We start from the raw sequence: 23,128 nt of genomic DNA on the forward strand, positions 1-23,128 counted from the left end.
CGGTGATGAATCGCGGCAGTGGGGGCCGGGCCCGGAGGCGCGGTGGCGTGGTCGCACCGCGGGGCCGGTCCTCGGCGCGGGGGAGGATGTGACCATGAGTGGTCTCGAAGCAGTGGTTCCCCGGCGTGTCGTCGTCACCGGCGCGGCCGGAAAGCTCGGTCGCGCCGTGGTCGCGCACCTGCGCGCGGCGGGCGTCGACGTGCTCGCGGTCGACCGTGCCGGCGGGCGCGACCCGCGTGACGTCGACGGCGAGTTCCTCCTGGCCGACCTCACCGACTACGGGCAGGTGCTGGAGGCGTTCACCGGCGGCGCCGACGAGCACGCCGGCGGTGTGGGGGCGGTGGTGCACCTGGCGGCGGTCCCGGCGCCCGGGCTGCTGCCCAACGCGGTGACCTTCGCGAACAACTCGGCCGCGACGTACAACGTCTTCGCCGCCGCCCGGGCGGCCGGGATCAAGCGGGTCGTGTGGGCGTCGAGCGAGACCGTGCTGGGCCTGCCGTTCGACACCCCGCCGCCGTACGCGCCGGTGGACGAGGAGTACCCGCCGCGCCCCGAGTCGACCTACTCGCTGAACAAGGCCCTCGAGGAGGAGATGGCGCGGCACTTCTGCCGCTGGGACCCCGAGCTGGTCATGGTCGGCCTGCGCTTCTCCAACGTGATGGACGTCGAGGACTACGCGGGATTCCCCGCCTTCCAGGCCGACCCGCGGTCGCGCCGCTGGAACCTCTGGGGCTACATCGACGCCCGTGACGGTGCCCGGGCGGTCGAGCGGGCGCTCGCCCACGACCGCCCCGGCGCCGACGTCTTCATCATCGCCAACGCCGACACCGTGATGACCAGGTCCAGTGCCGCCCTGATGGCCGAGGTCTACCCGGACGTCGAGATCCGCGGGGAACTCGGCGAACACCAGACGCTGCTGAGCATCGACAAGGCCCGCCGGGTGCTGGGCTACGAGCCGCGGCACTCCTGGCGCGACCACGTCGATCCCGCCGGATGATCCGCCGATCAGGCGGCGAGGGCTCCGGTGAGCAGGGCACCGCCATCCGATCGGGGGAGCGGGTCGGTATCGGAAGGTGGGGCGGCCCGCCGGTGTGGCCGGAATTGAGGCCGTGCGGTGGAATCCGGGTGCGGCACGGTACCGCGAGAGGACCTTGCCTTCTACGGTGACGTCCGGCACGCGGGCGGGTGGACGTTGCCGGGGACCGACCCGGTGGTGCCGTCTCGGGCGTTCACAGGGAGTTGACTGGATGCAGGTCTGGAGTCGCACCGTCGCGGGTCTGGTCGCCGGGGCCGTCGTGGTGATGGGCGTACCGGCGGTCGCGGGCACCGTGGCGACCACGCTCACCGCCACGGGCGCCGGAACCACCGCGCAGTCCGGCGCGGCGGCGACGACCGGCGGCGCCGCGCTCGGCGCGGCGCGCACGGTCGCCACCGCCGCACAGGTGGTACCGGGGGACACCCGGCTGGTGCCGACGGCGCCGCGCACCGACACCCCGCGGATCACCAACGGCGAGATCAAGGACCTGGAGGTGATCGGCAACCGGGTCTTCGTCGCCGGCACCTTCACGTCGATCGCCAACGTCGGCGGGACGGCCATCGCGCAGAAGTCGCTGGCCTCGTACAACCTGGACACCGGCAAGGTCGACACCGGTTTCAAGCCGACGTTCGACGGGTCCGTCGAGGCCGTCGAGGCCTCGCCGGACGGGTCGGCGCTCTACGTCGCGGGATCCTTCAACACCGTCGGCGGCGTCACGAAGCGGAAGATCGTGAAGCTCAACCCGACCACCGGCGCGCCGGTCGCGGCGTTCACCGCGACCGCGAACGCCCGCGCCACGGCGGTGGCGGTGAGCAGCACCGCGGTCTACGTGGGCGGCCAGTTCAACACGGTCAACGGGGTGAGCCGCAGCGGCCTCGTCGCGCTCAACCCGACCACGGGCGCCGTGGACACCGGCTTCAACCTGCCGGTCACCGGCGGCATCGGGGTCGGCGGCATGCTCACCGTGCAGCAGCTCAAGCTGACCCACGACCGCAGCAAGCTGCTCGTCGTCCACACCGGCCGGCAGATCGCCGGCCAGGACCGCTACGGCGTCGCGCTGGTCAACACGGCCACCAAGGCCCTGCTGCCGTGGCGCACCCGGCTCTGGGAGGACAACCTCTCCTTCGTCGGCGGCATCCAGCGGGTGTTCGCCGGTGACATCGCGCCGGACGACTCCTACTTCGTCGTCACCAGCGGCTCGGGCGGCGACCGCCCGCCGATCAACGACACCGCCATCGCGTACCCGCTCACCGGGGCCGACAACGTCCAGCCGCTCTGGGTGTCGCGGCACTTCGACAGCGTCTACTCGGTCGCCATCACCGCCACCGCCGTCTACGTGGGCGGCCACTTCAGCTGGCAGGAGTCGCCGACCTCGAACGTGCCGTGGCCGGGTCTGGACAACGTCGGGTACGGCACCGGCCAGGGCCTGAGCGGTTACGGCCTCGGCGACCAGGTGGTCCGCCGCGACCACCTCGGCGCGCTCGACCCGACGACCGGCACGGCGCTGGAGTGGAACCCCGGCTCCAACTCCTACGAGGGCGAGAAGGCCATGCTGGCCACCGCGCGCGGCCTGATCGTCGGCGGCGACGGCAACGTCAAGGGCGGCAAGACCGTCGGCCGGGTCGGCTTCTTCGACCTGAACACGGTGCCGGCGCCGGCGGCGGTCGACACCACCATCGTCACCCCCATCGAGGGCGCGGTGAAGCCGGCCAACGAGTCGTTCACACTCGGCGGCCAGGCGCTCGCCCCGGCCGGCGTCACCCGGGTCCAGGTCGAGATCCAGAACCGGAACACCAGCCAGTACCTCCAGGACGACCTGACGACGTGGGGCGCCTCCAACAGCATCAACGCCACGGTCGCCACGCTGAACGCCACCTCGACCACGTGGACGCTCCCGGTGTCCCTGCCCTCCGGCGTCTACCAGATCCAGGCGAAGACGTTCGGCCGCAACAACACCAGCGACGCCACTAAGGCGGTCAAGAAGATCGAGACGTTCCGGTTCGACGACCTGCCGCCGTCGACGCGGATCGACTCGCCGCCCGGTGGCCTGCTCGCCACGAAGACGTTCGTCGCCACCGGCTCGGCCACCGACGACAAGGGCGTCAGCGCGCTGACCTACTCGTTCCGCACCCCCGACAACCGCTACCTGCAGGACGACGGGACGGTGGCCGCGGTCTACAACACCTTCCGCGGCGAGCCGGACGTGATCGGCGCGCTGTCGACCACCTGGCAGTTCGAGGTGGCCCTGCCGATCGAGGGCCAGTGGAAGATGACCGCCACCGCCATCGACACGACCGGCCAGAGCGACCTGCGCGGCGACACCCGGGACTGGACCGTCTCGTCGACAGGTGTCCCGCCGACCGTCGCCATCACCGCGCCCGTAGCGATGACCCCGCCGACCGCGGCCGCGCCGGTCACCGTCGGGCCGGGCGGCACCGTCACCTTCGCCGGCACCGCGCAGGACGACGACGCCGTCCGGTCGGTCGAGATCTACCTGCGCAACAACACCACGCGGGAGGCGCTGGCCGCCGACGGCACGTGGGGCGCCGACTCGGTGGCGGCCTACTACCGGATCTCCCCGACCAACCTCAACGCCGCGTCGTACGCCTGGTCGTACACGACCGTGCCGCTCACCCCGGGCGTCTACGACTTCCGGGTACGGGCCACCGACAGCCTGGGCCTGACCACGTCCGGCACGAGCATGGGCCGGCTCAGCGTCACCGCGCAGGTGCCCGGCGACGCGTTCCCGGACGGCCGGCTGAGCTTCACCGGTGTCGACCAGAACGTCGACCAGCTGCACCTCAACCTGGCCGGCACGGCGACTGACGACAAGGGCGTGCAGAGCGTCCGCGTGGCCCTGCGCGACCTGGACACCGGCCGGTACGTGCAGCCGAACGGCACCATGGCCGCCGCCTTCGCCACCGTGAACGCCACGCTGGCCGCGCCGGGCGCGACGAGCACCGCGTTCACCCTGTCGATCGACCTGCCGACAAAGGGCGAGTACAGCGTCGAGGCGTGGGCCGTCGACACGGCGGGCCAGCAGGACGGCTCGACCTCCGGCGCCACCGCCCGGTACCTGGTCTACCCGGGTGACCTCGACCCGCGGCTGGAGCCGAGCATCACCCCGGTGGAGGGCGAGGTCTACACCGGCGGCCGGATCGTGGTCACCGGCCGCGCCGTCGACGACATCGGGATGCTCCGCGTGGAGATCCAGATCTCCAACAGCGCGGGTCAGGGGATGAACGCGGCCGGCACGTTCAACACGCCGGGGACCCCGGGCAACTTCCCGTGGATCGCGTCCTTCCTCACCAGCCCGGGCTCCCCGGGGTCGAACTTCGCGTACACCTCGCCGGCGATCCCGGCGGGCACCTACACGGTCTCGATCCGGGGCGTCGACACCTACGGGCAGCTCCAGCAGCCGCCGCGGACCGTCTCGGTGACCGTCAGCTGAACCCGGCCGCGGACCGGTCCGGCCCTCCGGGGGCGGGCCGGTCCGCGGCGCGTTCAGCGGGGCACGACGAGGCACATCCCGCCGGTGGCGGGCCCGTCCATCGTGGTCAGCGCGTCGGGCACCGCGTCGAGGCCGATGGTCCGGGTGATCAGCTCGCCGGGGCGCAGCACCCCGGCGGTGACCAGCCGGAGCAGCTCCGGGTAGGCGTGCGCCGCCATGCCGTGGCTGCCCCGCAGCTCCAACTCGTACGCGATCACCAGCTCCATCGGCAGCGCCGGGCGGCCCCGGGCGGCGGGGAGCAGGCCGACCTGCACGTGCCGGCCGCGCCGGCGCAGGCTCTCCACGGACGCCACGCAGGTGGCGTGACTGCCCAGCGCGTCGAGGGACAGGTGGGCCCCGCCGCCCGTCGCCTCCCGGACCGCCGCGGCCACCGCGCCCGGACCGTCGAACCCGCGGCCGTCGAGGCAGACCGCCGCCCCGCAGCGCCGGGCGAGGTCCAGCGCGCCGGGGGCGATGTCGACCGCCACCACCCGCGCGCCGCAGGCCACCGCGATCATCACCGCCGACAGGCCCACCCCGCCGCAGCCGTGCACGGCCACCCACTCGCCCGCGGCCACCCGTCCCTGGCCGACCACCGCCCGGAACGCCGTGGCGAAGCGGCAGCCGAGCGCCGCGGCGGTCGGGTGGTCCAGGCCGTCGGGGAGCCGGACCAGGTTGACGTCGGCGTGGCGCACCACCACGTACTCGGCGAACGAGCCCCAGTGGGTGAAGCCGGGCTGCGTCTGCCGCTCGCAGACCTGCTGGTCGCCGGCCAGGCACATGGGGCACCGCCCGCAGGCGCAGACGAAGGGCGCGGTGACCCGGTCGCCGGGCCGCCAGCCGCGGACGCCCGCGCCGACCGCCGCGACCACACCGGCGAACTCGTGCCCGGGCACGTGCGGCGGGCGGATGTCCGGGTCGTGCCCCTGCCAGCCGTGCCAGTCGCTGCGGCACAACCCGGTCGCCTCGACCCGGACGACCGCGCCGTCGGCCGGCGCCACCGGATCCGGGACATCGCGGACCTCGGGCCGGGCACCGAACTCGTCGAAGATCACGGCACGCATGCCCGCATCCTCACACGCGCGAGGTCGCGTCCGGAGCCCCGCCGGCCCGCCGCGCCCAGATCCTGCCCTGGTGGGCGAGCCGGCGCGTACCGCCGCTTCCGCGCGCGACGGGTGCCACGATGTGAGCGTGACAGCGCCGGGCTGGTATCTGGTGGGGGCGCCGTGGGACTGCTCGGGCCTCGGCCGGGGTGAGCGGCTCGCCCCGGCCGCCCTGCGCGCGGCCGGGCTGTCGGAACTCGTGCCCGACGACGCCGGGGACGCGCCGATCGTCGTCGACGACGACCGGCGGGACGCCGCCACCGGTGTGCGCGCGCTGGGCCAGACCACCCGCGCGGCGCGGGTGCTGGCCGACTGGCTCGACGCCGCCGCCGGGCGCCGGCCGGGCCGCCGGCCGCTGGTCCTGGGCGGCGACTGCAGCCTGCTGCTCGGCGTCCTGCCCTGGCTGCGGCGGGGGCGGGCTCGCGTGGGCCTCTGGTTCGTCGACGGGCACCCCGACTTCCTCGACGGCCACTCCTCGCCGACGGGGGAGACCGCCGACCTGGACCTGGCCCTCCTCACGGGCGACGGTCCCGAGCAGCTCACCGCGCCGGCCGGGGTGAGCGCCCCGCTCGTCGCGCCCGACGACGTGGTGCTGGTCGGCCACCGTACCCGCGATCTCGACCCGGAGGCCGCCGCGGAGGTGGCCCGGCTGCCCGACAGCATCCGGCGGTTCGACGCCCCGGCGGTCGTCGACGCGCCGCGCCGGTGCGGCGAGCGGGCGGCGGCGCTGCTCGCCGACGTCGACGGCGGCGTCTGGCTGCACGTCGACTGCGACGTCCTCGATCCGGCGGACCTGCCGGCCGTCAGCTACCCGGAACCCGGCGGCCCGACCCCCGGTCAGCTCGCCGACGTGCTGGCGCCGCTGTTCGCCTCGCCCCGGTTGCTCGGCGTGAGCATCGCCGACTTCCGTCCGGACCTGGATCCGGACGGCCGCCACGCGGCGACCCTGGTCGCGCTGTTGCGCCGGCTGCTGTCAGACGCCGTCGACAATCCGATTTCGTGACCGGCGGTCAATGCGCGAGCGGTGCCGGCAGTCCCCTTTTGCCGGCTCGCACGGTAGGGTCGTTCCCGCTGCTCACTGAGGGTGTCGCTGCGCAATCGGCGGGCCGCAAATTGCAGACCGGCAAGGAATTCGCAAGACCGCTGGAACGCAATTCCCAAGCGAATTCCATTGACGTCGGCAAATCTTGACTTGAATCGTCGAGGAGTGCACCGTGAAAGGCGCCGGCACCCGAGAGGTCGCCGGGTCGCCATTTCAGGAGGCGGTCATGCGGTGGAATCCGTTCGCCGGCGCGTACCTCGCCGACCCGGCGCGGGTCTGGCGGGAACTCCTCGACTCCCCGGTCGGGGTGCACCACGACGAGGACCTCGGGCTGTGGCTGATCACCCGGCACGCCGACGTGCGCCGGGCGCTCGGTGACACCGAGACCTTCGGCAACGCCCTCACGCTCGCGCCGGTCTACGACGTCTGCCCGGAGGCGATGGCCGTCATCATGCAGATCGACGCCCCGCCGACCACGGCCGCCGCCGACCCGCCGGTGCACCCGCGGACCCGCCGGGCGCTGCGCGCCACCTTCGCCAACACCGCCGACCGGGTCGAGCAGCGGTACGGCGCGATCGTCCGCCGCCGGGTCGACGAGCTGGTCGCCCGCCTCGCCGCCCGGGCCGGCCAGCACGTCGACCTCGCCCGCGAGTTCACCACCGAGCTGCCCCTGCTGGTCCTGCTCGACCTCCTCGGTGTGCCGGAGCGGGACATCGCCCGGGTCCGCGCCTGGGCGGACGGCCAGATCGCCCTCGTCTGGGGGCGGCCGGAGCCGGCGGAACAGGTCCGGCTCGCCCGGGGGCTGCTGGAGTTCTGGCGCTACTGCCAGGGCCTCGTGCGCGACCGGCTCGACAGCGACCGGCCCGGTGACGGCTACGTCGACCAGCTTCTCGCGTACCGGAACGGCGACGACGAGGTGCTCACCATCGCCGAGGTGTCGAGCATCGTGTTCAACCTCCTGGTCGCCGGGCACGAGACCACGGCCGGGCTGCTCGCCCACGCGCTGGACCAGGCGCTCACCGACCCCGACCGCTGGCGGGCGATCGCCGCCGAGCCGCACCGGGTGCCCGCGTTCCTCACCGAGACGCTGCGCTTCGCGCCCGCCATCGACGGCTGGCTGCGGGTGACCAACCGGACGGTCACGCTGGGCGACGTCACCATCCCGGCCGGGGCGCGTTGCCTGCTGCTGATCGGCGCCGCGAACCGGGACCCGGCGGTGTTCGCCCACCCGGACCGGTTCGACCCGGGGCGGGTCGACGGGTCCGACCACCTGTCCTTCGGGCACGGGCCGCACTTCTGCATCGGCGCGGCACTGGCGCGGCTGGAGGCCGGGCTCGCGCTCACCCGGCTCGCCGCGGCCCTGCCCGGCCTGCGGCTGGCCCCCGGGGCCCGCCGGTCGTTCCAGCCCAACGTGGCGTTCCGCGCGCACCGCGTCCTACCCGTCGTGGTCGACGCGGCGGTGCCCGCCGCCCGGCGTCCGGCGGCCTGACCCGCGTCGCCGTGCCCGGCGCTGACCTGCGGAGGCGGTCACGGAGCGGAGTCATGTCTTCACACCCGTCCGGGAATGGGTTAAGAATTGTCCCCTGCGAATGCCCAGTCATCACCCCGCCCCGATCTCATGTCGATGCCGACCCGGCGTCGCGAAGGTGAGCACATGGATCGCACGCCCCCGTCGAGCGCCGCTCACTCCGCTGCCAGCCATCGCTTCCGCGCGGAGTTGCGGCGCTGGCGGACGCGGCAGGGGCTGACCCAGCGGGCGCTGGCGGAACGGGTGCGGTTCAGTCGGGAGACGGTCGCCGCGGTCGAGTCCGGCCGCCGGTTCGGCAGCCAGGAGTTCGCCGTCCGCTGCGACGAGGTGCTCGGCACCGGTGGCCGGCTGGCGGCGTTGTGGCCCCAGGTCGCGGCGGAGCAGTTGGCCGCGGACGGTCGCCGCGGGCCCCGGTTCGGCGAGGTGGCGCGGCTGGAGCCGGCGCCGGCCGCCCGGCGCGACGCGCGCGATCCGGAGGCGGTGGTGGCGGCCATCGACGAGTTGCGGGAGCTGATCGGCCAGGTGCTCGGCCAGCCCGAGGTCGACGGCCCGCCGCCCGCGCCGCCCGCCCGGCGCTGACCCGGGAGTCGCCCGGCCGGCGCGCACCGCCGGCGCTGCCAACTCTGGGTACAGATGCTGGTACGGGCTGTTTGTACCACCGTCAGGGCTGGTCTGAGCGCACGGCTTCCGGCGCAATGAAACGTGCAATCCGCAAATGCAGATAGACCGTTGTTGATGAGTGCGGGGAGTCAGCCTTGGCGTCGAGCACGAGGTCCCACGCGGCCCGACCCTACCCGACCCGCCGCCGCGGCTGGAAGATTGCCGCCCGGATGCGCCTCATCGTCGCGGCCCCGCTGGTCGCCGTGCTGGGCTTCGCCGGCCTGGCGCTGACCGAGAGCGCCCGCCAGACCACCCGCGCCAGCGACCTCGGCCTCCTGGCCCAGCTCGGCGCCGAGGCGGGCGACCTGGCCCACCGGCTGCAGAACGAGCGCATCGTCGCCGCCGACCTGCTCACCCGGGGCGCGCCGGAGCAGCAGGACGCCTTCGCCGACGCCACCACCGCCACCGACGCCGCCGTCGCCCACTACCGCCGGCAGCGGGCGAAGCTGCCCGCCGACTCCGCCGCCGACCAGGCCGTCCTGCCGCGGATCGACGCGGCGCTGGCCGGCCTGCCGCCGCTGCGCGCCCAGGTGCGCACGGCCGAGCGCGCCTCGGTGTCGGCGATGACCTTCAGCTACCGGATCGCCATCGCCGACCTGCTCAGCCTCCGGGAGAGCGTCACGCTCGGCGTGGTCAACGCCCGGATCGCGGACGGCATCCGGGCCTCCGCGGCGCTGTCCGAGGTGGCCGAGGCGATCGGCCAGCAGCAGGTCGCCGTCCTGCGCGCGATCGCGGCCGACCAGCTCACCCCCGCCATGCAGCAGGACATCACCGCCGCCCGGGCCGGCTTCACCGAGTCGAGCCTCGCCTTCCTGGCGCTGGCCCGACCCGCCTGGCGCGGCTGGTGGGAGCAGGCCGCCAGCGGCGAGAGCGCGCTGCTGCTGCAACGGATGCAGGACCAGGTGTCGCGGAGCGTCGCCGGCAGCCCGCTGGAGCTGGACCTCGACACCTGGGTCACCGCCACCCGGCAGTGGTCGGTGCGGCTGGCCGAGCTGCGCCAGCGGGTCGACGCCGTGGTGCTCGACGACGTCCGCGCCGCGCACGCCGAGCAGCGGGGGCGCGCCGTGCTGGAGGCGGCGGCCGTCGTGGTGGCCCTGGTGCTCACCACGCTGGTCACCTGGGCGGTGGCCCGGCAGATCACCCGGCGGCTGCGCCGGCTGCGGGACGCCGCGAACGCCGTCGCCTTCGAGCGGCTGCCCCAGGTGGTGGCCCGGCTGGAGCATCCGGACAGCTCCTCGGTGGACCCCGACGAGCTGGCCCGGCGGCAGGCCGGCGACGGGCTGGAGCCGTCCAGCGACGACGAGATCGGCGAGGTGGGGCAGGCCTTCACCGCGGTGCACCGGGCGGCGGTGCGCACCGCCGCCGAACAGGCGGTGATGCGGGCCAACACCGCCGAGATCTTCATCCACCTCAGCCGGCGGGAGCAGCGACTCGTCGACGCGGTGCTGGCCCAGGTCGACAAGGTCGAGCGGGACGAGACCGACCCCGACCGGCTGCACCAGCTCTACACGCTGGACAACCTGGCCACCCGGATGGGCCGGATCAACGCCAGCCTGCTGGTGCTCGGCGGGGTCGGCGTCGGGCGGGTACGCCACCACGACGTGCCGCTGCAACAGGTGCTCCAGGCGGCGCAGAGCCAGATCGAGCACTACGCCCGCATCCGACTCGGCCTCGTCGACGGCGACGTCGCCGTGAGCGCCGAGTCCGTCGACGAGGTCGTGCACCTGCTGGCCGAGCTCATGGAGAACGCCACCGGCTACTCACCGCCGGGGACCGAGACCTGGGTGACCGGCCGCAGCCTGGGCGACCGGGTGATCGTCCAGATCAGCGACGAGGGCGTGGGGCTGTCCCCGCAGCGCCGGCAGCAGCTCAACGACCTGCTCGCCCGCCCGCCCGCCGTCGACGTCGCCGCGGTACGGGCGATGGGGCTGGTCGTGGTGGGGCAGCTCGCCACGCGGCTGGGCGTGGCCGTGCAGCTCCGTCCCGGTCCGCGTCGCGGCACCATCGCCGAGGTGGCGCTGCCGGGGTCGATCATCCGGCCACTGCCCCCGGAGGAGTTCCTGCTCACGCCCGGCCGGCCGTCCCGGCGGGCGGCGCGGACCGCCGTCGCGCCGCCCTACCGCGCGGCGCCCGAGCCATGGGCCGGCAGCCCGCCGGCCGACCCGGTGCTGCCGGTGGCGCCCGTGTTCCAGCCCGCCGCAGCGCCGGACCGCGGCACCGTGCCCGCCGAGGAACTCGTCATCTACCACCAGGTCAACCACTGGTTCCAGGCCGACCGCCCGGGCGGCGACAACGGCACGCCGTGGGCCAGCCCGGCCGACGACGCCTGGCGTACGGCGGCCCGGGCCGACGCACCCGAGGTCGCCGGCACCACCACCTCGGGCCTGCCCAAGCGGCAGCCGCAGCAGCATTTGGTGCCGGGCGGCGTCACGATGCCGCGGCAGCGCTCGGAGCACCGCGACCCGGCCCGGGTGGCCACCGCGATGGCCGCGTACGCACGGGGGGTCGCCGGCCGCCGGCCCAACCTGATCACCAACTGACCGGACAGGGAGTGCACGTGACCGACCACCAGGACCTCGGCTGGCTGCTGGACGTCTTCGCCGAGCGCGCGACCGAGGTCAGCCATGCCATCGCCATCTCCAGCGACGGCCTCATGGTGGCCGCCACCCGGGGGCTCCCACCCGACCGGGCCGACCAGCTGGCGGCCACCGGCAGCGGGCTGGTGAGCCTGCTCCGCGGCGCGGCGGCCTTCTTCGACGCCGGCGCCGTGATCTCCAACGTCACCCAGCTCGAAGGCGGCTTCATGTTCTCCATGGCGTTCAACGACGGCGCCTCGCTGCTCGTGCTCGCCGACCCGCAGTGCGACGTCGGCAAGGTCTCCTACGAGATGACCGAGCTGGCCAACCGCATCGGCGACGCCCTGACCCCGGCGGCCCGGGCGGCCCTGAGCCGCAGCCGCTGACCCCGGCGCCCCCACGCCGGAACCCCACCCCTCACGTAGGAGCACACATGTCCCTCACCATGTCCCGGCGCGGCCGCGCGCGCACCGCGGCGCTGCTCGCCCTCGTCCTGCTCGCCGCGCCCGCGTGCGCGAACGACGAGGGCGGCGCCGGCGCCGGCGCGCCGGTCAAGATCGGCCTGCTGGCGTCGCTCTCCGGCACCTACCAGGCGGTCGGCAAGGACATCCGCGACGGCTTCCAGCTCTACCTGTCCGGCCACGACGGCAAGCTGGGCGGCCGGGAGGTGGAACTCGTGGTCGCCGACGAGGGCAACGGCGCGGCGACCGCGGTGCCCGCCGCCACGAAGCTGCTCAAGCAGGACCGGGTCGTCGCGCTGACCGGCGTCGTCGGCGGCGGTTCGGTGGCCGCCGTCTACCCGCTGCTCAACGAGACGAAGGTGCCGTTCGTCGGCTCCAACGGCCGGCCCGAGCTGAAGGATGTGTCCCGGGTCTGGCACACGTCCTACCTGTCCGACGAGCCGGGCGAGGCGATCGCGCAGCACGTGCGCGACGACGTCAAGGGCAGCGTCTACGCCATCGGCCCCGACTACCAGGGCGGCTGGGACGAGCTGCGCGGCTTCACCGAGGCCTTCGCCAGGGCCGGCGGCAAGCTGGCCAACCCGGACGGCAAGGCGACCTTCACCCCGTTCCCGGCGACCACCAACTTCACCCCGTACTTCGCGCGGATCAAGGCCTCCGGGGCGAACGCCGTCTACACGTTCTACGCCGGCAGCGCGGCCGTCGACTTCGTGAAGCAGTACGCCCAGTCCGAGGTGAAGGACCTGCCGCTCTACGCCGCCGGGTTCCTGACCGAGGGCGGGGTGCTCAACGCCCAGGGCGAGGCCGCCCGCGACATCTACTCGGTGCTCAACTACTCGCCCGACCTCGACAACGCGGAGAACCGCGCCTTCGTGGCCGCCTGGAAGGCCGAGCACGACGGCTCCCCGACGACGTACGCCATGGCCTCCTACGACGCGGCCGCCGTGCTGGACCGGGCCATCGCGGCCGCCGGGGACGAGGCGACGCCGGAACGCGTCAACGCGGCCATCGGCCAGCTCGGCCAGATCGCCAGCCCGCGCGGCACCTGGCAGTTCTCGCCGACCACCCACGCGCCCGTGCAGAAGTGGTACCTGCGCCAGGTGCGCCAGGACGGCCGCGCGCTGTCGAACACCGTGGTGGGTGACCTCGCCACCGTCGGCGGGTGACCGCGGTGGCCGCCGGCATCCGGTTCGACCCGTACGTCGTCCCCGCCCTCGACGGGGTCGCCTACGGCCTGCTGGTCTTCGTCGCCGCCGCGGGGCTGGTGCTCTGCTTCGGCGTCGCCGGCATCCTGAACCTGGCGCACGGCACCCTCTACGCGATCGGCGGCTACACGGCGGCCGCCCTGCTGGACGGCGGCTGGCCGAGCCTGGCGCTCGCGCTGGGCGTCGGGGTGGTGGCCGCCACCGCCTCCGGCGCGCTGGTCGCCGGGCTGCTCACCCGGGTCGCCGCGCGCAGCCACCTCACCCAGGCGCTGCTGACCTTCGGGGTGGCCCTGGCCGGCGGGAGCCTGCTCGTGAGCGCCTTCGGGCCGGACGACCCGCCGGTGCGGGTCCCCGCCGCGCTGGACGGGTCGGTGGCGGTCGCCGGGCACCGCTACGCCGCGTACCGGCTGGTCTTCATCGTCGTGGCGGCGCTGCTCGCCGGCCTGCTCCACCTCGTGGTGCGCCGCACCCGGGCCGGGATGCTGGTCCGCGCCGCCGTCGACGACGCCGAGATGGTCGCCGTGCTCGGGGTGAGCCCGGCCCGGATCCGGGTCGGCGTGCTGGCGGCCGCCGGGGCGCTGGCCGGCGCGGCGGGGGTGCTCGGCGCGCCGATCATCGGCCCCGGGCCGGACACCGCCGACGCCGTGCTGCTGCTGTCCCTGGTGGTGGTCGTCCTCGGTGGCCTCGGCTCGATGGCCGGCACCCTGCTCGCCGCGCTGGCCGTGGGGCAGATCCAGACCCTGGGCGTCGCGCTCGCCCCGTCGGCCGCCCCGTTCCTGCTCTTCGCCGCCATGGCGGTGGTGCTGGCGGTGCGGGCGCGGGGCCTGGCCACGGCCCGGAGGGCGACGTGAGGCGGGCAGCCGTCCGCGCGCTGCGCCGCGGCGTCGCCGCGATGGTGGTGGCCGCCCTGGTGCTGGCGCCGTGGACGGTCGACGACTACACCGTCGCGCTGCTCGCCCGGACCCTGGCGCTCGGCCTGGTGGCGGTGAGCGTCGCGCTGCTCACCGGCGTCGCCGGGCTGCCCACCCTCGGCCAGACCGCCCCCTACGCGGCGGGTGCCTACGCCAGCGCGGTCGTCGGCAGCCATCTCTCCGACGTCGGCCTGGTGCACCTGGCTGTCGCGGCGGCTGCCGGGGCGGCGTTGGCCGCGGTGACCGTGCCGCTGGTGGTCTCCGCGCGCGGCGTGGTGCTCCTGATGATCACCCTGGCGGTCGGCGAACTCGCGGTGACCGTCGTGGGGCGCTGGCGGTCGGTGACCGGCGGCACCGACGGGCTGGCCGGTGTCGCGGCGTCCCGTCCTCTGTGGGGGATGCCCGTGCTGGCCACCGACCGGGCGCGCTACCTCTACACCCTGGTGGTCGTCGCGGCGCTGGTCGGCGTGGTGCTGCTGGTCCTGCGCACCCGGGTCGGGCTGCTGCTGCGGGCCGGCCGGGACGACGAGGCGCGGCTGCGGGCCAGCGGCCACCGGGTGGCCGGGCACGTCGCCGGCGTGCACGTCGCCGCCGGGGCGGTGGCGGGCGCCGCGGGCTCCCTGCTCGTGGTGGCCCAGCAGTTCGTCTCCCCGGCCGACTTCGGTTTCGACACCTCCGCCCTGCTGCTGCTCGGCGTGGTGATCGGCGGCACCGCCTCGGTCGGCGGCGCGCTGGTCGGCGCCGCGCTCGTCGTGGCCGCCCGGGACTGGCTGTTCGGCGTGCTCCCCGGACAGGCGCCCCTGGTGCTCGGCCTGGCGTTCGTCGCCGCCGTCTACCTGCTCCCCGACGGCGGGCGCCGGCCGCCGGTGCGGGGCCGGCTGCTTCCGACCGTCCCGGCCCGCCGTCCCGCCCCGGAGAGACCGACGCCGACGGGAGTACGCGCATGATCCCGCTGCTGTCCGCCCACGGCGTCACCGTCCGGTACGGGTCGCTGGCCGCCCTCGACGGCGTCGACCTGCGGATCATGCCGGGCCAGCGGCACGCGCTGATCGGGCCGAACGGCGCCGGCAAGACGACGCTGCTGGACGTGCTCGGCGGGTGCACCCGGGCCGGCGGCGGCCGGGTGCTGCTGGCCGGCCGGGACGTCACCCGGCTGGGCCCGGCCGCCCGGGCCCGCCGCGGCATCGGCCGGATCCACCAGCGTCCCGCCGTCTGGTCGACGCTCACCGTGCGGGAGAACGTGCTGGTCGCGGCGCTGCCGAGGGCGGCGCGCGCGGGCCGGTGGCACCCGTCGGCGCGGCGGCGGGCGGCCGCCCGGACGGCGGACGCGCTGCTGGCCCGGGTGGGCCTCACCGGGATCGCCGGGCTCCCCGCCGGGCACCTGGCGCACGGCCAGCGCCGGCAGGTGGAGATCGCCATGGGGCTGGCCGGCCGGCCCCGGCTGCTGCTGCTCGACGAGCCGGCCGCCGGGCTGTCCGCCGTCGAGGTCGGCTGGCTCCTGGAGTTCCTGCGGACGCTGCCCCGCGCGGTGGCCGTGCTGCTGGTCGAGCACCGGCTGGACCTGGTCTACGCGCTCTGCGACACGGTGACCGTGCTGCGCGACGGCCGGACGCTGGCCACCGGGACGCCCGCCCAGATCCGCGCCTCCGGCCCGGTCCGCGAGGCGTACGCCGAGGGGGTGGCCTGATGCTGCGGATCGACGGGCTCTGCGCCGGCTACGCGGGCGGCACCGTGCTGCACGAGGTGAGCCTCGACGTGCGCGCCGGCACCGTCCAGGCGGTGGTGGGGCGCAACGGCGCGGGCAAGAGCACGCTTGTGCACAGCGTGGCCGGCCTGGTCCGGCCGTACGCCGGCCGGATCGAGATCGCCGGCGTGCAGGTCGCCGGCCGGCAGCCGCACCGCATCGCCCGGTCCGGGGTCGGCCTGGTCCCGCAGGGCCGGCGGGTCTTCTCCCGGTTGACCGTGGCCGAGCACCTGGTCCTGGCGGCCGCGCCGTGGCGGGCCGCGACGCCCGGCGGCGAGGGCTGGACGGTGGCCCGGATCCTGGAGCTGCTGCCCCGGCTCGGGAACCGGCTGCGCCACCGCGGCGACCAGCTGTCCGGCGGCGAGCAGCAGATGCTGGCCATCGCCCGGGCGCTGCTCGGCCAGCCCCGGCTGCTCCTGCTGGACGAGCCGTGCGAGGGCCTGGCCCCCGACCTGGCGGCCCGGGTGCGGGAACTCGTCGGCACGCTGGCCCGCACCGGGCTGACCGTGCTGCTCGTCGAACAGCAGCTCCGGCACGCCGTCGAGGTGGCGGACCGGATCGCGGTGCTGGAGTACGGCCGGGTCGTCTACGACCGGCCGGTGCACGAGGTCCGGGCCGACCCGGACGTCCTGGCGGCGATGCTCAGCGTCGCCGCGGTCCCGGAGCCGTCGGCTCCCCGACCGGTGCCCGGGCTCTGGTCCGACGCCGGGCACTGACCCCCACCCGCAGCGACAGGGATGAGGAACGATGCCGACCCACGCCCATGACACCGACTACGCCTTCGACAACGGCGCCCCGGACGCCGTGCCCCAGATGCGGGCGCTGGAGTCCTTCCTGGATCCGATCACCGCACGGCGGTTCGCCCCGCCCGTGCTCGCCCCCGGCGGCGTGTGCTGGGAGGTCGGTGCCGGCGGCGGTTCGGTGGCCCGCAGCCTGGCCCGGGCGGTCGGGCCGGGCGGCCGGGTGCTGGCCACCGACCTCGACACCGCGCACCTCACCCCCGCCGGCAACCTCGACGTACGCCGGCACGACGTGCGTACCGAGCCGCCGCCCGGCGACGCCTTCGACCTGATCCACGCGCGGTTGGTGCTGCTGCACCTGCCGGAGCGGCGGCGCGTGCTGGCCTCGCTGGCCGGTGCGCTGGCACCCGGCGGCTGGCTGGTCGTCGAGGAGTTCGACTGCACGGCGCCGCTGCGGGTGCTGGCCGCGCCGAGCGACGACGCGGCGAAGCTCTTCGCCCAGGTGACCGACGCGATGCTCGGCATCCTGCAGCGCCACGGCGCCGACCTGGCCTGGGCGCAGGACGTGCACGGCGAGCTGGTGGCGGCGGGGCTGGTCGAGGTGGACACGCTCGTCCACGCCGAGAGCTGGCCCGGCGGCTCCCTCGGGGCGTCGCTGTACGGGACGAACTCCCGGCAGTTGGAGCCGGAGCTGCTCGACGCCGGGTTGTCGCCCGGTCAGCTGGAGGCGTTCCGCCGGCTGCTGCGGGACCCGGGGTTCGCCGTCATGTCGTACCAGTTCGTGTCGACCCGGGGACGGCGGCCGGCGGCACGGTGAGCGCCGTCCCGCCGCTACCGCCCGAGGAACTCCTCGAGCACCGTGACCAGCCGCACCGGGGTCTCGTACATGGCGTAGTGGCCCGCGTTGGCGAGCACCTCGAGCCGGGCGTTGGGGTAGTGGCGCAGCCACGTCTCGCGCATCGTGTCGGCGCCCAGCGCGGGGTCGTGCTCGCCGACCACGGCGAGCGCCGGCACCGGGTTGCCCTTCACCTCGTCGGTGAAGTCGGTCCGCGCCCACGCGGTGAGGTACGCGCCGAACGCCTCCGGGGTGGAGTGGGCGAGGGAGAACCGCACCATCTCGTCGAGCCAGCGGCCGGACAGCCGGTTGCCCGTGGTGAGGTCGATGATCGCGCGCCGGTTGGCCGGGTTGGCCGCGGCCCCGTCGAACAGCGTCCAGCCCTGGAGGTCGAACGGCACGCCGCCCGCCGGGACCGGGCTGATGCCGACGAGGCGGGTCACCCGCCCGGGGGCGTCGGCGAGGACCCGCTGGGCGGCGCTGCCGCCCATCGAGTGCCCGACCACCGAGAAGGTGTCCCAGCCGAGGGAGTCGGCCAGCTCCAGCGCGTCGCGGGAGATCTCGGCGATGGTGTGCTCGCCGGCCACGTCCCTGCGCGCGCCGTAGCCCCGGTAGTCCGGGAACGCCCAGGTGAAGCGCTCGACGTCGATCAGCTCCGGCAGCCAGCCCCAGCCCTTCGCGGAGCCGAACCACCCGTGCAGGGCCAGCACCCGGTGCGGCCCGTGACCGACGGTGAGGTGCCTGGTCGTCATGTGCGGGCCCCTTCCACTGGTGCGGCGTGGCGACAGTGAACGACCTGACGGCCCGCAGGGGAACACCGGCGTCGGATAGGCGACGCCGCACCGAGGTGACCGCCCGCCCCGAGCGGGGGTGGGCGGTCACCCGGCGGTGCGGCGAGGGTCAGATCAGGCCGCCCATGGCCGGGTCGCTGATGCTGGGCTTGCCGTTCTCGACGTGACCGGCGTAGCGGACCGTGAACGCGGCGTCGGCGGAGACGGTCACGGTGAGGTCGTACCAGCCGTGCGCCCGCGACAGCGACCACGACGGCGTCGCCGTCTCGCCCGGCTTGAGCGACAGCCGGGTCCGCCGCGACGAGTAGCGGTCCGCGACGGCCACCTCGACCCGCTTCGCGCCGCGGTTCACCAGGGTCAGGCCGACGTGGTGGTCGCGCTCGTCGTAGCGGGCCCGGACGTCGATGCCCGCGCCCGCGCCGCCGGTGAAGCGGCGGAAGAAGCCGTTGGGGCCGTGCACCTCGAGGTCGTAGCCGGCGGTGGCGTCCCAGGTGTCGCTCACCTGCTTGCCCGGCTCGACCGTGTACGTGCGGGGCGCCTGCGCCGGGTCGGCCGAGCGCACCTGGAAGACGCCGGCGACGCCGCCGGAGTTGCGGAAGTCGAGCTGGAACGACGTGCCGGCGGCCCGCCCGTCCACATGCAGGGTGTACGGGATGGGTCGCGCCGGCCGCACCCCCCGCTCCTGGCGGGGCAGGCGCGGGTCGGCCGGCGGCACCGGCACCTCGTCGGGCTGGCGGGTGAGGTCGACCGGCTTGAGGTCGGCGGTGTCCGGCAGCTTCACCCGGGGCGAGGCGTTCGGCGTCCGGAAGTCGAACGCGCTGGTCAGGTCGCCGACCACCGCGCGCCGCCACGGCGTGATGTTGGACTCGACCAGGTCGGCCCTGCCCTTGGCGAACCGGGCCTCCAGGAAGCGGATCAGCGAGGTGTGGTCGAACACCTGCGAGTTGACCCAGCCGCCCCGGGTCCACGGCGAGACGACGATCATCGGCACCCGGACGCCGAGGCCGTACGGGCCGGCGGCCCGGCGACCGTCACCGGGGAAGATCTCGTTGGTGGTGGGCACGGTGGACAGGCCCTCGGCGCGACTCTGCGGCGGTGTCGGCGGCACCAGGTGGTCGAAGAAGCCACCCTCCTCGTCGTACGTGATGAACAGGGCCATCTTGCTCCACACCTCGGGGTGGCTGGCCAGGATGTCGACGACCTGCGACATGTACCAGGCGCCGAAGTCCGGCCCCCAGTTCGGGTGCTCGCTGTAGGCCTCCGGGGCGACGATCCAGGAGACCTGCGGCAGCGTCCCGTTCGCCACGTCCCGCCGGAAGTCGGCCAGCAGCGCCTCGGGGGAGCGGTCCTGCTTCGAGATCTCGGTGCCGGTCTTCGCCCGGTCCGCCAGCGGGTTGCCGGGCCGGGCGTTCTGGTACTGGTGGAAGTAGAGCAGCGAGTTGTCCCCGTAGTTGCCGATGAACGGGTCCCCGGTCCAGCCCCAGTAGCCGTCGGCGGTCAGGCCCAGGCCGACGTCCTGGTAGACCTTCCAGGAGACCCCGGCGCGCTCCAGCCGCTCCGGGTAGGTCGACCAGTCGTAGCCGGCCTCGGCGTTGTCGATGACCGGGCCGCCGCCCTTGCCGTCGTTGCCGACCCACCCGGTCCACATGTGGTAGCGGTTGGGGTCGGTCGAGGCCAGCACCGAACAGTGGTAGTTGTCGCAGACGGTGAAGGCGTCGGCGAGGGCGAAGTGGTACGGCAGGTCGCCGCGGGTGTGGTGGGTCATGGTGACCACGCCCTTGTTCGGCACCCACCGGTCGTACCGGCCGCCGTTCCAGGCGCCGTGGGTGTCGGCCCACCCGTGCGGCGGGTCCGGCAGGAAGGTCTGCCCGAGGTCCGGCACGTCGGGCCGGAAGGGCAGCAGGTCGGCGGAGCCGTTCGGCTGGTGCCAGACGCTGCGGCCGGAGGGCAGCGTCACCGGGTGCGGGTCGGCGAAGCCCCGGACCCCGCGCAGGGTGCCGAAGAAGTGGTCGAAGGAGCGGTTCTCCTGCATGAGGAAGATGACGTGCTCGACGTCCTCGATCGAACCGGTCCGGTTGTTCGCCGGGATGGCGAGGGCCTTGCTGAAGTCCACCGGCAGGGCGGCCGCCGCCACCGGAGCACTCATCATCTTCAGGAAATTTCGACGGTCCACACTTGCCATGACAGAGCACCACCTGACTGACGCCGAACGATTGGCCGGTGGCACGCTATTGGCGCCAGGTGGACCTCACGTGTCCGGAACGCGAGCGTTGCGCCAACGCCGTAAGATCCACGAACCCTGGCGAGAGTCCTCGCCTCCGCCCCCTCCGGAGCCCCCATGTCCGAGCCGCTGGACGCCACCCCCGACGTGCCCGGGGCCGGCCGGCCCCGGCGGCGCCGGCTGCTGCCGGCGGCCGGGCTCGCCGCGGCCCTCGCGGTGGCGTCCGCCGTGGTCGCCGTGACGGGGCCCGGCCCGGAGCGGCCGGCCGCCCGGCCCGTCGCCGCGCCGACCTCGCTGCCGCCGACCGCCGCGGCCACCACCCCGAGCGCCGTTCCGGTCCCGGCGGGTCCGCCGAGCCCCACGGTCACACCCACCCGTGCGTCCACGCCGACGCGGCGGCCGGCGCCGGCCCGGGCGACCACGGGCGCCGCCCCGCGGCCCCGCGCGACGACCCGTGCCCCGCGGGCGAGCTGCACCCCGGCGGGCGTGGTGGACGTGGTCCAGGTGTTCACCGACGGTGCGGTGAAGGTCGCGGCGCGGACCGACGGCGAGTGGTCCGACCAGCTCTGCCCGGGTGAGCGCATCCGGGTTCTCTGGGCCACCTACCGCCGCACCGCGGACGGCGGCGCGACGCTGTACCGGTCCGAGGTGCGCTACCTCGACCGGTCGTCGCCGACCTGGACCATGCACCTGGTCACCCCGGACACCTGCGGGCCCTGGTACGTGGTCTCCGGCGGCGCGAGCATCCCGCGGACCCTGAAGCCGGGCGTGGTGCCGTTCGGTGGCAGCAAGATGCACTGGGAGACCGGCGAGCACTGCTGACGGTGGGGAGTAACGCGGGGTTCCGACCGTCCGGCGTCAGCGCAGCGGGCCGTCCCCCGGGCCGTTCGGGTCGTCGACCAGGTGCATGGCGGCCTCCTCGGCGCTGGCCGCGCCGCCGTCGACGCCCGCGTCCCAGGCAACCGAGTCCGCCTGCTCGTCCTCGCCGAGGCCCTCGTCGTCGGCCACCAGGCGTCCGGTGCGCGCCTCCCGCTCGTAGCCCCGGCGGGTCAGCTCGTCCTCGTCGTCGGTCGGCTCGGCGTACGGGTCGACGTCCGGTTCCTCCTGGGCGAGCAGCTGTGCGAGGGACTCGCCGGCCCGCTCCTCGGCGGGTGTGGTGCCGAACCGGTTCGCCGCGCTCCAGTGGTCGGCGGCGGCGATGCCGGTGTCGAGGGGATCGCCCGTCCGGTCGTCGTCGAGGGTGTCCGAGGCGTCCAGGACGCCGTCGTCCTCGGCCACGTTCCACTCGTCCGCGATGTCGGTCCGCTCGGTCTGGCTCATGGCGATCCTCCCTGGTCAACGCCCGGTGCTGCCACCAGCCTAGAACCGGCGCCCGGGCCGGCGACGGCACGGGGGTCGGTCACAGCCTCCGGCCCCGGGCGTCGCGGGCGGCGATCCCGTCCAGGGGTGCGCCGGGGGCGAGCACCCCCGGGTCGAACCAGAAGATCACCAGTCGGGGGTCCTCGCTCCACAGGGCCAGCCGGGCCTCGACGTGGCGGCCGTCGACGGTGCCGACGATCCGGGCGGCCGGCCCGACGAAGTAGCCGAACGTGGGTACCGGGGCGGCGGAGGGCACCCGTGGTTGCGGGTCGTAGCCGATCTGGTGGAACCCCGGCCGGCGGTCGCTGCCGGACACGTCGTTGACCAGGTAGTCGGTGGTCAGCTCCCCGGCGGGGGAGCGCCGGCCGGCGGCCAGGCCGATCGTCACCCCGGGCAGCTCGGGCACGTCGACCGGAACGACGTAGAACACCCGCTCGTCGCCGCCGTACCGGATGCCGCTGCCCACCACCGCGCCGACGGGCCGGGGCCGGGGCTCCACGGGGCCGGGGTCGGCGGTCGCCGTCGGGCTGGGAACGGCGGTCGCCGTGAGGGCCGCGACGGGCGCGGTGGCGGCCGGCCCGGGCGGCCCCGGCGGGCGGGTCCGCGCCACGACGCCACCGACGCCGAGGACCACCGCGGCCACCGCCACCGCCACCGCGCCGGTGCCGGTGACCCGCCGCCGGCGGCGCACCCGCCGGCCCTCCCGCATGATCCACGCGAGGTCGGGAGCGTTGCGGGGGTCCCGCTCGGTCGCCCGCATGGCCCGGCGCAGCTCGTCCACCTCGTTCATCGCCGCGTCCCCTGCGGTTCGCGCGCGGTGAGGCCCGCGGCGCGCAGTTTCTCCAGGGCCCGGGAGGCGGTGCTCTTGACGGTCCCCACCGAGACGTCGAGTTCGCGGGCCACCTGGGCCTCCGGAAGGTCGAAGTAGTGACGGAGGACGACGACGGCCCGCTCGCGCGGGGTGAGCGTGCCGAGGATGGCGAGCAGCCAGCGCCGGGTCGCCACCTCGTCCGCCACGTCACCGCCGTGCGGCTCCGGGAGGTCCTCGGTGGGGTACTCCCGGATCGGCCGGCGCCAGCCGTCGACGAGATGGTTCACCAGCACCGACCGGGCGTAGCCGTAGGCGTCGCCGTTGCGGACCCGCGACCACGACGCGTAGGTGCGGACCAGCGCGGTCTGGGCCGCGTCCTCGGCCTGGTGATGGTTGCCCGTCATCAGGAAGGCGGCGTGCACCAGACGCGCGGACGCCGCCGTGGCGAACTCGACGAACTCCGCGTCACCCCGGGCCATGCCCAGCCTCTCCACGTCCCACCTCGTACAGGACGGGTGAGGCGGGCGAAAGGTTGAGTCCCCGCCGGACCAACCTTCTCACCGGGTCACCCGTCCTCCTCCCTGCGCACCACCGGCGACGGCGAGGGAGACCGAC

Annotated in this window: 20 protein-coding genes; 14 read left to right on the forward strand and 6 right to left on the reverse strand. The window is 74.9% G+C overall.

The annotated features are described in order from the left end of the window. Nucleotides 1–94: 94 nt before the first annotated feature. Together ACZ6PY_RS25645 and ACZ6PY_RS25650 are read left to right on the forward strand one after the other, a co-directional pair. Nucleotides 95–997 (forward strand): NAD-dependent epimerase/dehydratase family protein, encoded by a 903-nt coding sequence (locus ACZ6PY_RS25645; RefSeq protein ID WP_466076095.1) that lies wholly within the window; start codon nt 95–97, stop codon nt 995–997. 250 nt (nt 998–1,247) lie between these two features. Next, nucleotides 1,248–4,487 (forward strand): phage tail protein, encoded by a 3,240-nt coding sequence (locus tag ACZ6PY_RS25650; protein WP_466076098.1) that lies wholly within the window; start codon nt 1,248–1,250, stop codon nt 4,485–4,487. A 53-nt stretch (nt 4,488–4,540) separates the two neighbouring features. Here the strand turns inward: ACZ6PY_RS25650 and ACZ6PY_RS25655 are convergent, their stop codons facing one another. Further along, the gene (locus ACZ6PY_RS25655; RefSeq protein WP_466076101.1) at nt 4,541–5,590 is read right to left on the reverse strand and encodes a zinc-dependent alcohol dehydrogenase family protein; all 1,050 of its coding nucleotides are present in this window, start codon (nt 5,588–5,590) and stop codon (nt 4,541–4,543) included. 127 nt (nt 5,591–5,717) lie between these two features. Between ACZ6PY_RS25655 and ACZ6PY_RS25660 the strand changes: the two genes are divergently transcribed. From ACZ6PY_RS25660 to ACZ6PY_RS25710, 11 genes are all read left to right on the forward strand, one after another. Next, nucleotides 5,718–6,632 carry an arginase family protein gene (locus ACZ6PY_RS25660; RefSeq protein WP_466076104.1) on the forward strand — a complete coding sequence of 305 codons (915 nt, stop codon included), beginning with the start codon at nt 5,718–5,720 and terminating at the stop codon, nt 6,630–6,632. A 265-nt stretch (nt 6,633–6,897) separates the two neighbouring features. Further along, the gene (locus ACZ6PY_RS25665) at nt 6,898–8,160 is read left to right on the forward strand and encodes a cytochrome P450 (protein WP_466076107.1); all 1,263 of its coding nucleotides are present in this window, start codon (nt 6,898–6,900) and stop codon (nt 8,158–8,160) included. Nucleotides 8,161–8,325: 165 nt separating this feature from the next. Further along, entirely contained in the window at nt 8,326–8,778 is a 453-nt protein-coding gene (locus ACZ6PY_RS25670; RefSeq protein ID WP_466076111.1) for a helix-turn-helix transcriptional regulator, read from the forward strand. A 251-nt stretch (nt 8,779–9,029) separates the two neighbouring features. Next, nucleotides 9,030–11,399 carry a sensor histidine kinase gene (locus ACZ6PY_RS25675; RefSeq protein ID WP_466076114.1) on the forward strand — a complete coding sequence of 790 codons (2,370 nt, stop codon included), beginning with the start codon at nt 9,030–9,032 and terminating at the stop codon, nt 11,397–11,399. Between the two features lie 17 nt (nt 11,400–11,416). Further along, a complete protein-coding gene (locus ACZ6PY_RS25680) occupies nt 11,417–11,821 on the forward strand; it encodes a roadblock/LC7 domain-containing protein (protein ID WP_262287513.1) in 405 nt (134 codons plus the stop codon). A 47-nt stretch (nt 11,822–11,868) separates the two neighbouring features. Continuing rightward, on the forward strand, nt 11,869–13,062 hold the full coding sequence (locus ACZ6PY_RS25685) for an ABC transporter substrate-binding protein (protein ID WP_466076118.1): 1,194 nt from the start codon (nt 11,869–11,871) through the stop codon (nt 13,060–13,062). After that, nucleotides 13,059–13,952 carry a branched-chain amino acid ABC transporter permease gene (locus tag ACZ6PY_RS25690; RefSeq protein WP_466076121.1) on the forward strand — a complete coding sequence of 298 codons (894 nt, stop codon included), beginning with the start codon at nt 13,059–13,061 and terminating at the stop codon, nt 13,950–13,952. The genes ACZ6PY_RS25685 and ACZ6PY_RS25690 overlap by 4 nt, the downstream gene beginning before the upstream one ends. Beyond that, nucleotides 13,949–14,959, forward strand: coding sequence for a branched-chain amino acid ABC transporter permease (locus ACZ6PY_RS25695; RefSeq protein ID WP_466076124.1), 1,011 nt, complete (start codon nt 13,949–13,951; stop codon nt 14,957–14,959). The genes ACZ6PY_RS25690 and ACZ6PY_RS25695 overlap by 4 nt, the downstream gene beginning before the upstream one ends. Then, nucleotides 14,956–15,699, forward strand: a complete 744-nt coding sequence (locus ACZ6PY_RS25700; protein WP_466076131.1) for an ABC transporter ATP-binding protein — start codon at nt 14,956–14,958, stop codon at nt 15,697–15,699. Before ACZ6PY_RS25695 ends, ACZ6PY_RS25700 begins: the two co-directional genes overlap by 4 nt. Next, nucleotides 15,699–16,472 carry an ABC transporter ATP-binding protein gene (locus tag ACZ6PY_RS25705; protein WP_466076138.1) on the forward strand — a complete coding sequence of 258 codons (774 nt, stop codon included), beginning with the start codon at nt 15,699–15,701 and terminating at the stop codon, nt 16,470–16,472. The genes ACZ6PY_RS25700 and ACZ6PY_RS25705 overlap by 1 nt, the downstream gene beginning before the upstream one ends. A gap of 31 nt (nt 16,473–16,503) precedes the next feature. Next, nucleotides 16,504–17,313 carry a methyltransferase domain-containing protein gene (locus tag ACZ6PY_RS25710; RefSeq protein WP_466076141.1) on the forward strand — a complete coding sequence of 270 codons (810 nt, stop codon included), beginning with the start codon at nt 16,504–16,506 and terminating at the stop codon, nt 17,311–17,313. Nucleotides 17,314–17,327: 14 nt separating this feature from the next. Here the strand turns inward: ACZ6PY_RS25710 and ACZ6PY_RS25715 are convergent, their stop codons facing one another. Continuing rightward, nucleotides 17,328–18,083, reverse strand: coding sequence for an alpha/beta fold hydrolase (locus ACZ6PY_RS25715; RefSeq protein WP_466076145.1), 756 nt, complete (start codon nt 18,081–18,083; stop codon nt 17,328–17,330). Between the two features lie 148 nt (nt 18,084–18,231). After that, nucleotides 18,232–20,304: a phosphocholine-specific phospholipase C gene (locus tag ACZ6PY_RS25720; RefSeq protein WP_466076148.1), complete on the reverse strand. Its 2,073-nt coding sequence runs from the start codon at nt 20,302–20,304 to the stop codon at nt 18,232–18,234. A 156-nt stretch (nt 20,305–20,460) separates the two neighbouring features. On the opposite strand from ACZ6PY_RS25720, the gene ACZ6PY_RS25725 reads away from it, so the two are divergent. Further along, entirely contained in the window at nt 20,461–21,165 is a 705-nt protein-coding gene (locus tag ACZ6PY_RS25725; RefSeq protein ID WP_466076151.1) for a hypothetical protein, read from the forward strand. Nucleotides 21,166–21,201: 36 nt separating this feature from the next. Here ACZ6PY_RS25725 and ACZ6PY_RS25730 read toward each other — a convergent pair whose 3' ends face one another. The 3 genes from ACZ6PY_RS25730 to ACZ6PY_RS25740 all read right to left on the reverse strand — a co-directional run bounded on the left by ACZ6PY_RS25730 (nt 21,202) and on the right by ACZ6PY_RS25740 (nt 23,007). Next, nucleotides 21,202–21,663, reverse strand: a complete 462-nt coding sequence (locus ACZ6PY_RS25730; RefSeq protein WP_466076154.1) for a DUF5709 domain-containing protein — start codon at nt 21,661–21,663, stop codon at nt 21,202–21,204. A gap of 79 nt (nt 21,664–21,742) precedes the next feature. Beyond that, nucleotides 21,743–22,492, reverse strand: coding sequence for a hypothetical protein (locus ACZ6PY_RS25735; RefSeq protein ID WP_466076157.1), 750 nt, complete (start codon nt 22,490–22,492; stop codon nt 21,743–21,745). Next, nucleotides 22,489–23,007: a SigE family RNA polymerase sigma factor gene (locus tag ACZ6PY_RS25740; RefSeq protein ID WP_466076160.1), complete on the reverse strand. Its 519-nt coding sequence runs from the start codon at nt 23,005–23,007 to the stop codon at nt 22,489–22,491. The genes ACZ6PY_RS25735 and ACZ6PY_RS25740 overlap by 4 nt, the downstream gene beginning before the upstream one ends. Between the last annotated feature and the right edge of the window lie 121 nt (nt 23,008–23,128).

The sequence above is a fragment of the Micromonospora sp. NPDC048907 genome (assembly GCF_055586885.1).

Coding starts and splice junctions, on each gene's coding strand:
- ACZ6PY_RS25715 (WP_466076145.1), bottom strand. CDS start 18,083: ATGACGACCAGGCACCTCACCGTCGGTCACGGGCCGCACCGGGTGCTG.
- ACZ6PY_RS25670 (WP_466076111.1), top strand. CDS start 8,326: ATGGATCGCACGCCCCCGTCGAGCGCCGCTCACTCCGCTGCCAGCCAT.
- ACZ6PY_RS25705 (WP_466076138.1), top strand. CDS start 15,699: ATGCTGCGGATCGACGGGCTCTGCGCCGGCTACGCGGGCGGCACCGTG.
- ACZ6PY_RS25650 (WP_466076098.1), top strand. CDS start 1,248: ATGCAGGTCTGGAGTCGCACCGTCGCGGGTCTGGTCGCCGGGGCCGTC.
- ACZ6PY_RS25655 (WP_466076101.1), bottom strand. CDS start 5,590: ATGCGTGCCGTGATCTTCGACGAGTTCGGTGCCCGGCCCGAGGTCCGC.
- ACZ6PY_RS25665 (WP_466076107.1), top strand. CDS start 6,898: ATGCGGTGGAATCCGTTCGCCGGCGCGTACCTCGCCGACCCGGCGCGG.
- ACZ6PY_RS25725 (WP_466076151.1), top strand. CDS start 20,461: ATGTCCGAGCCGCTGGACGCCACCCCCGACGTGCCCGGGGCCGGCCGG.
- ACZ6PY_RS25735 (WP_466076157.1), bottom strand. CDS start 22,492: ATGAACGAGGTGGACGAGCTGCGCCGGGCCATGCGGGCGACCGAGCGG.
- ACZ6PY_RS25720 (WP_466076148.1), bottom strand. CDS start 20,304: ATGGCAAGTGTGGACCGTCGAAATTTCCTGAAGATGATGAGTGCTCCG.
- ACZ6PY_RS25700 (WP_466076131.1), top strand. CDS start 14,956: ATGATCCCGCTGCTGTCCGCCCACGGCGTCACCGTCCGGTACGGGTCG.
- ACZ6PY_RS25645 (WP_466076095.1), top strand. CDS start 95: ATGAGTGGTCTCGAAGCAGTGGTTCCCCGGCGTGTCGTCGTCACCGGC.
- ACZ6PY_RS25685 (WP_466076118.1), top strand. CDS start 11,869: ATGTCCCTCACCATGTCCCGGCGCGGCCGCGCGCGCACCGCGGCGCTG.
- ACZ6PY_RS25730 (WP_466076154.1), bottom strand. CDS start 21,663: ATGAGCCAGACCGAGCGGACCGACATCGCGGACGAGTGGAACGTGGCC.
- ACZ6PY_RS25710 (WP_466076141.1), top strand. CDS start 16,504: ATGCCGACCCACGCCCATGACACCGACTACGCCTTCGACAACGGCGCC.
- ACZ6PY_RS25675 (WP_466076114.1), top strand. CDS start 9,030: ATGCGCCTCATCGTCGCGGCCCCGCTGGTCGCCGTGCTGGGCTTCGCC.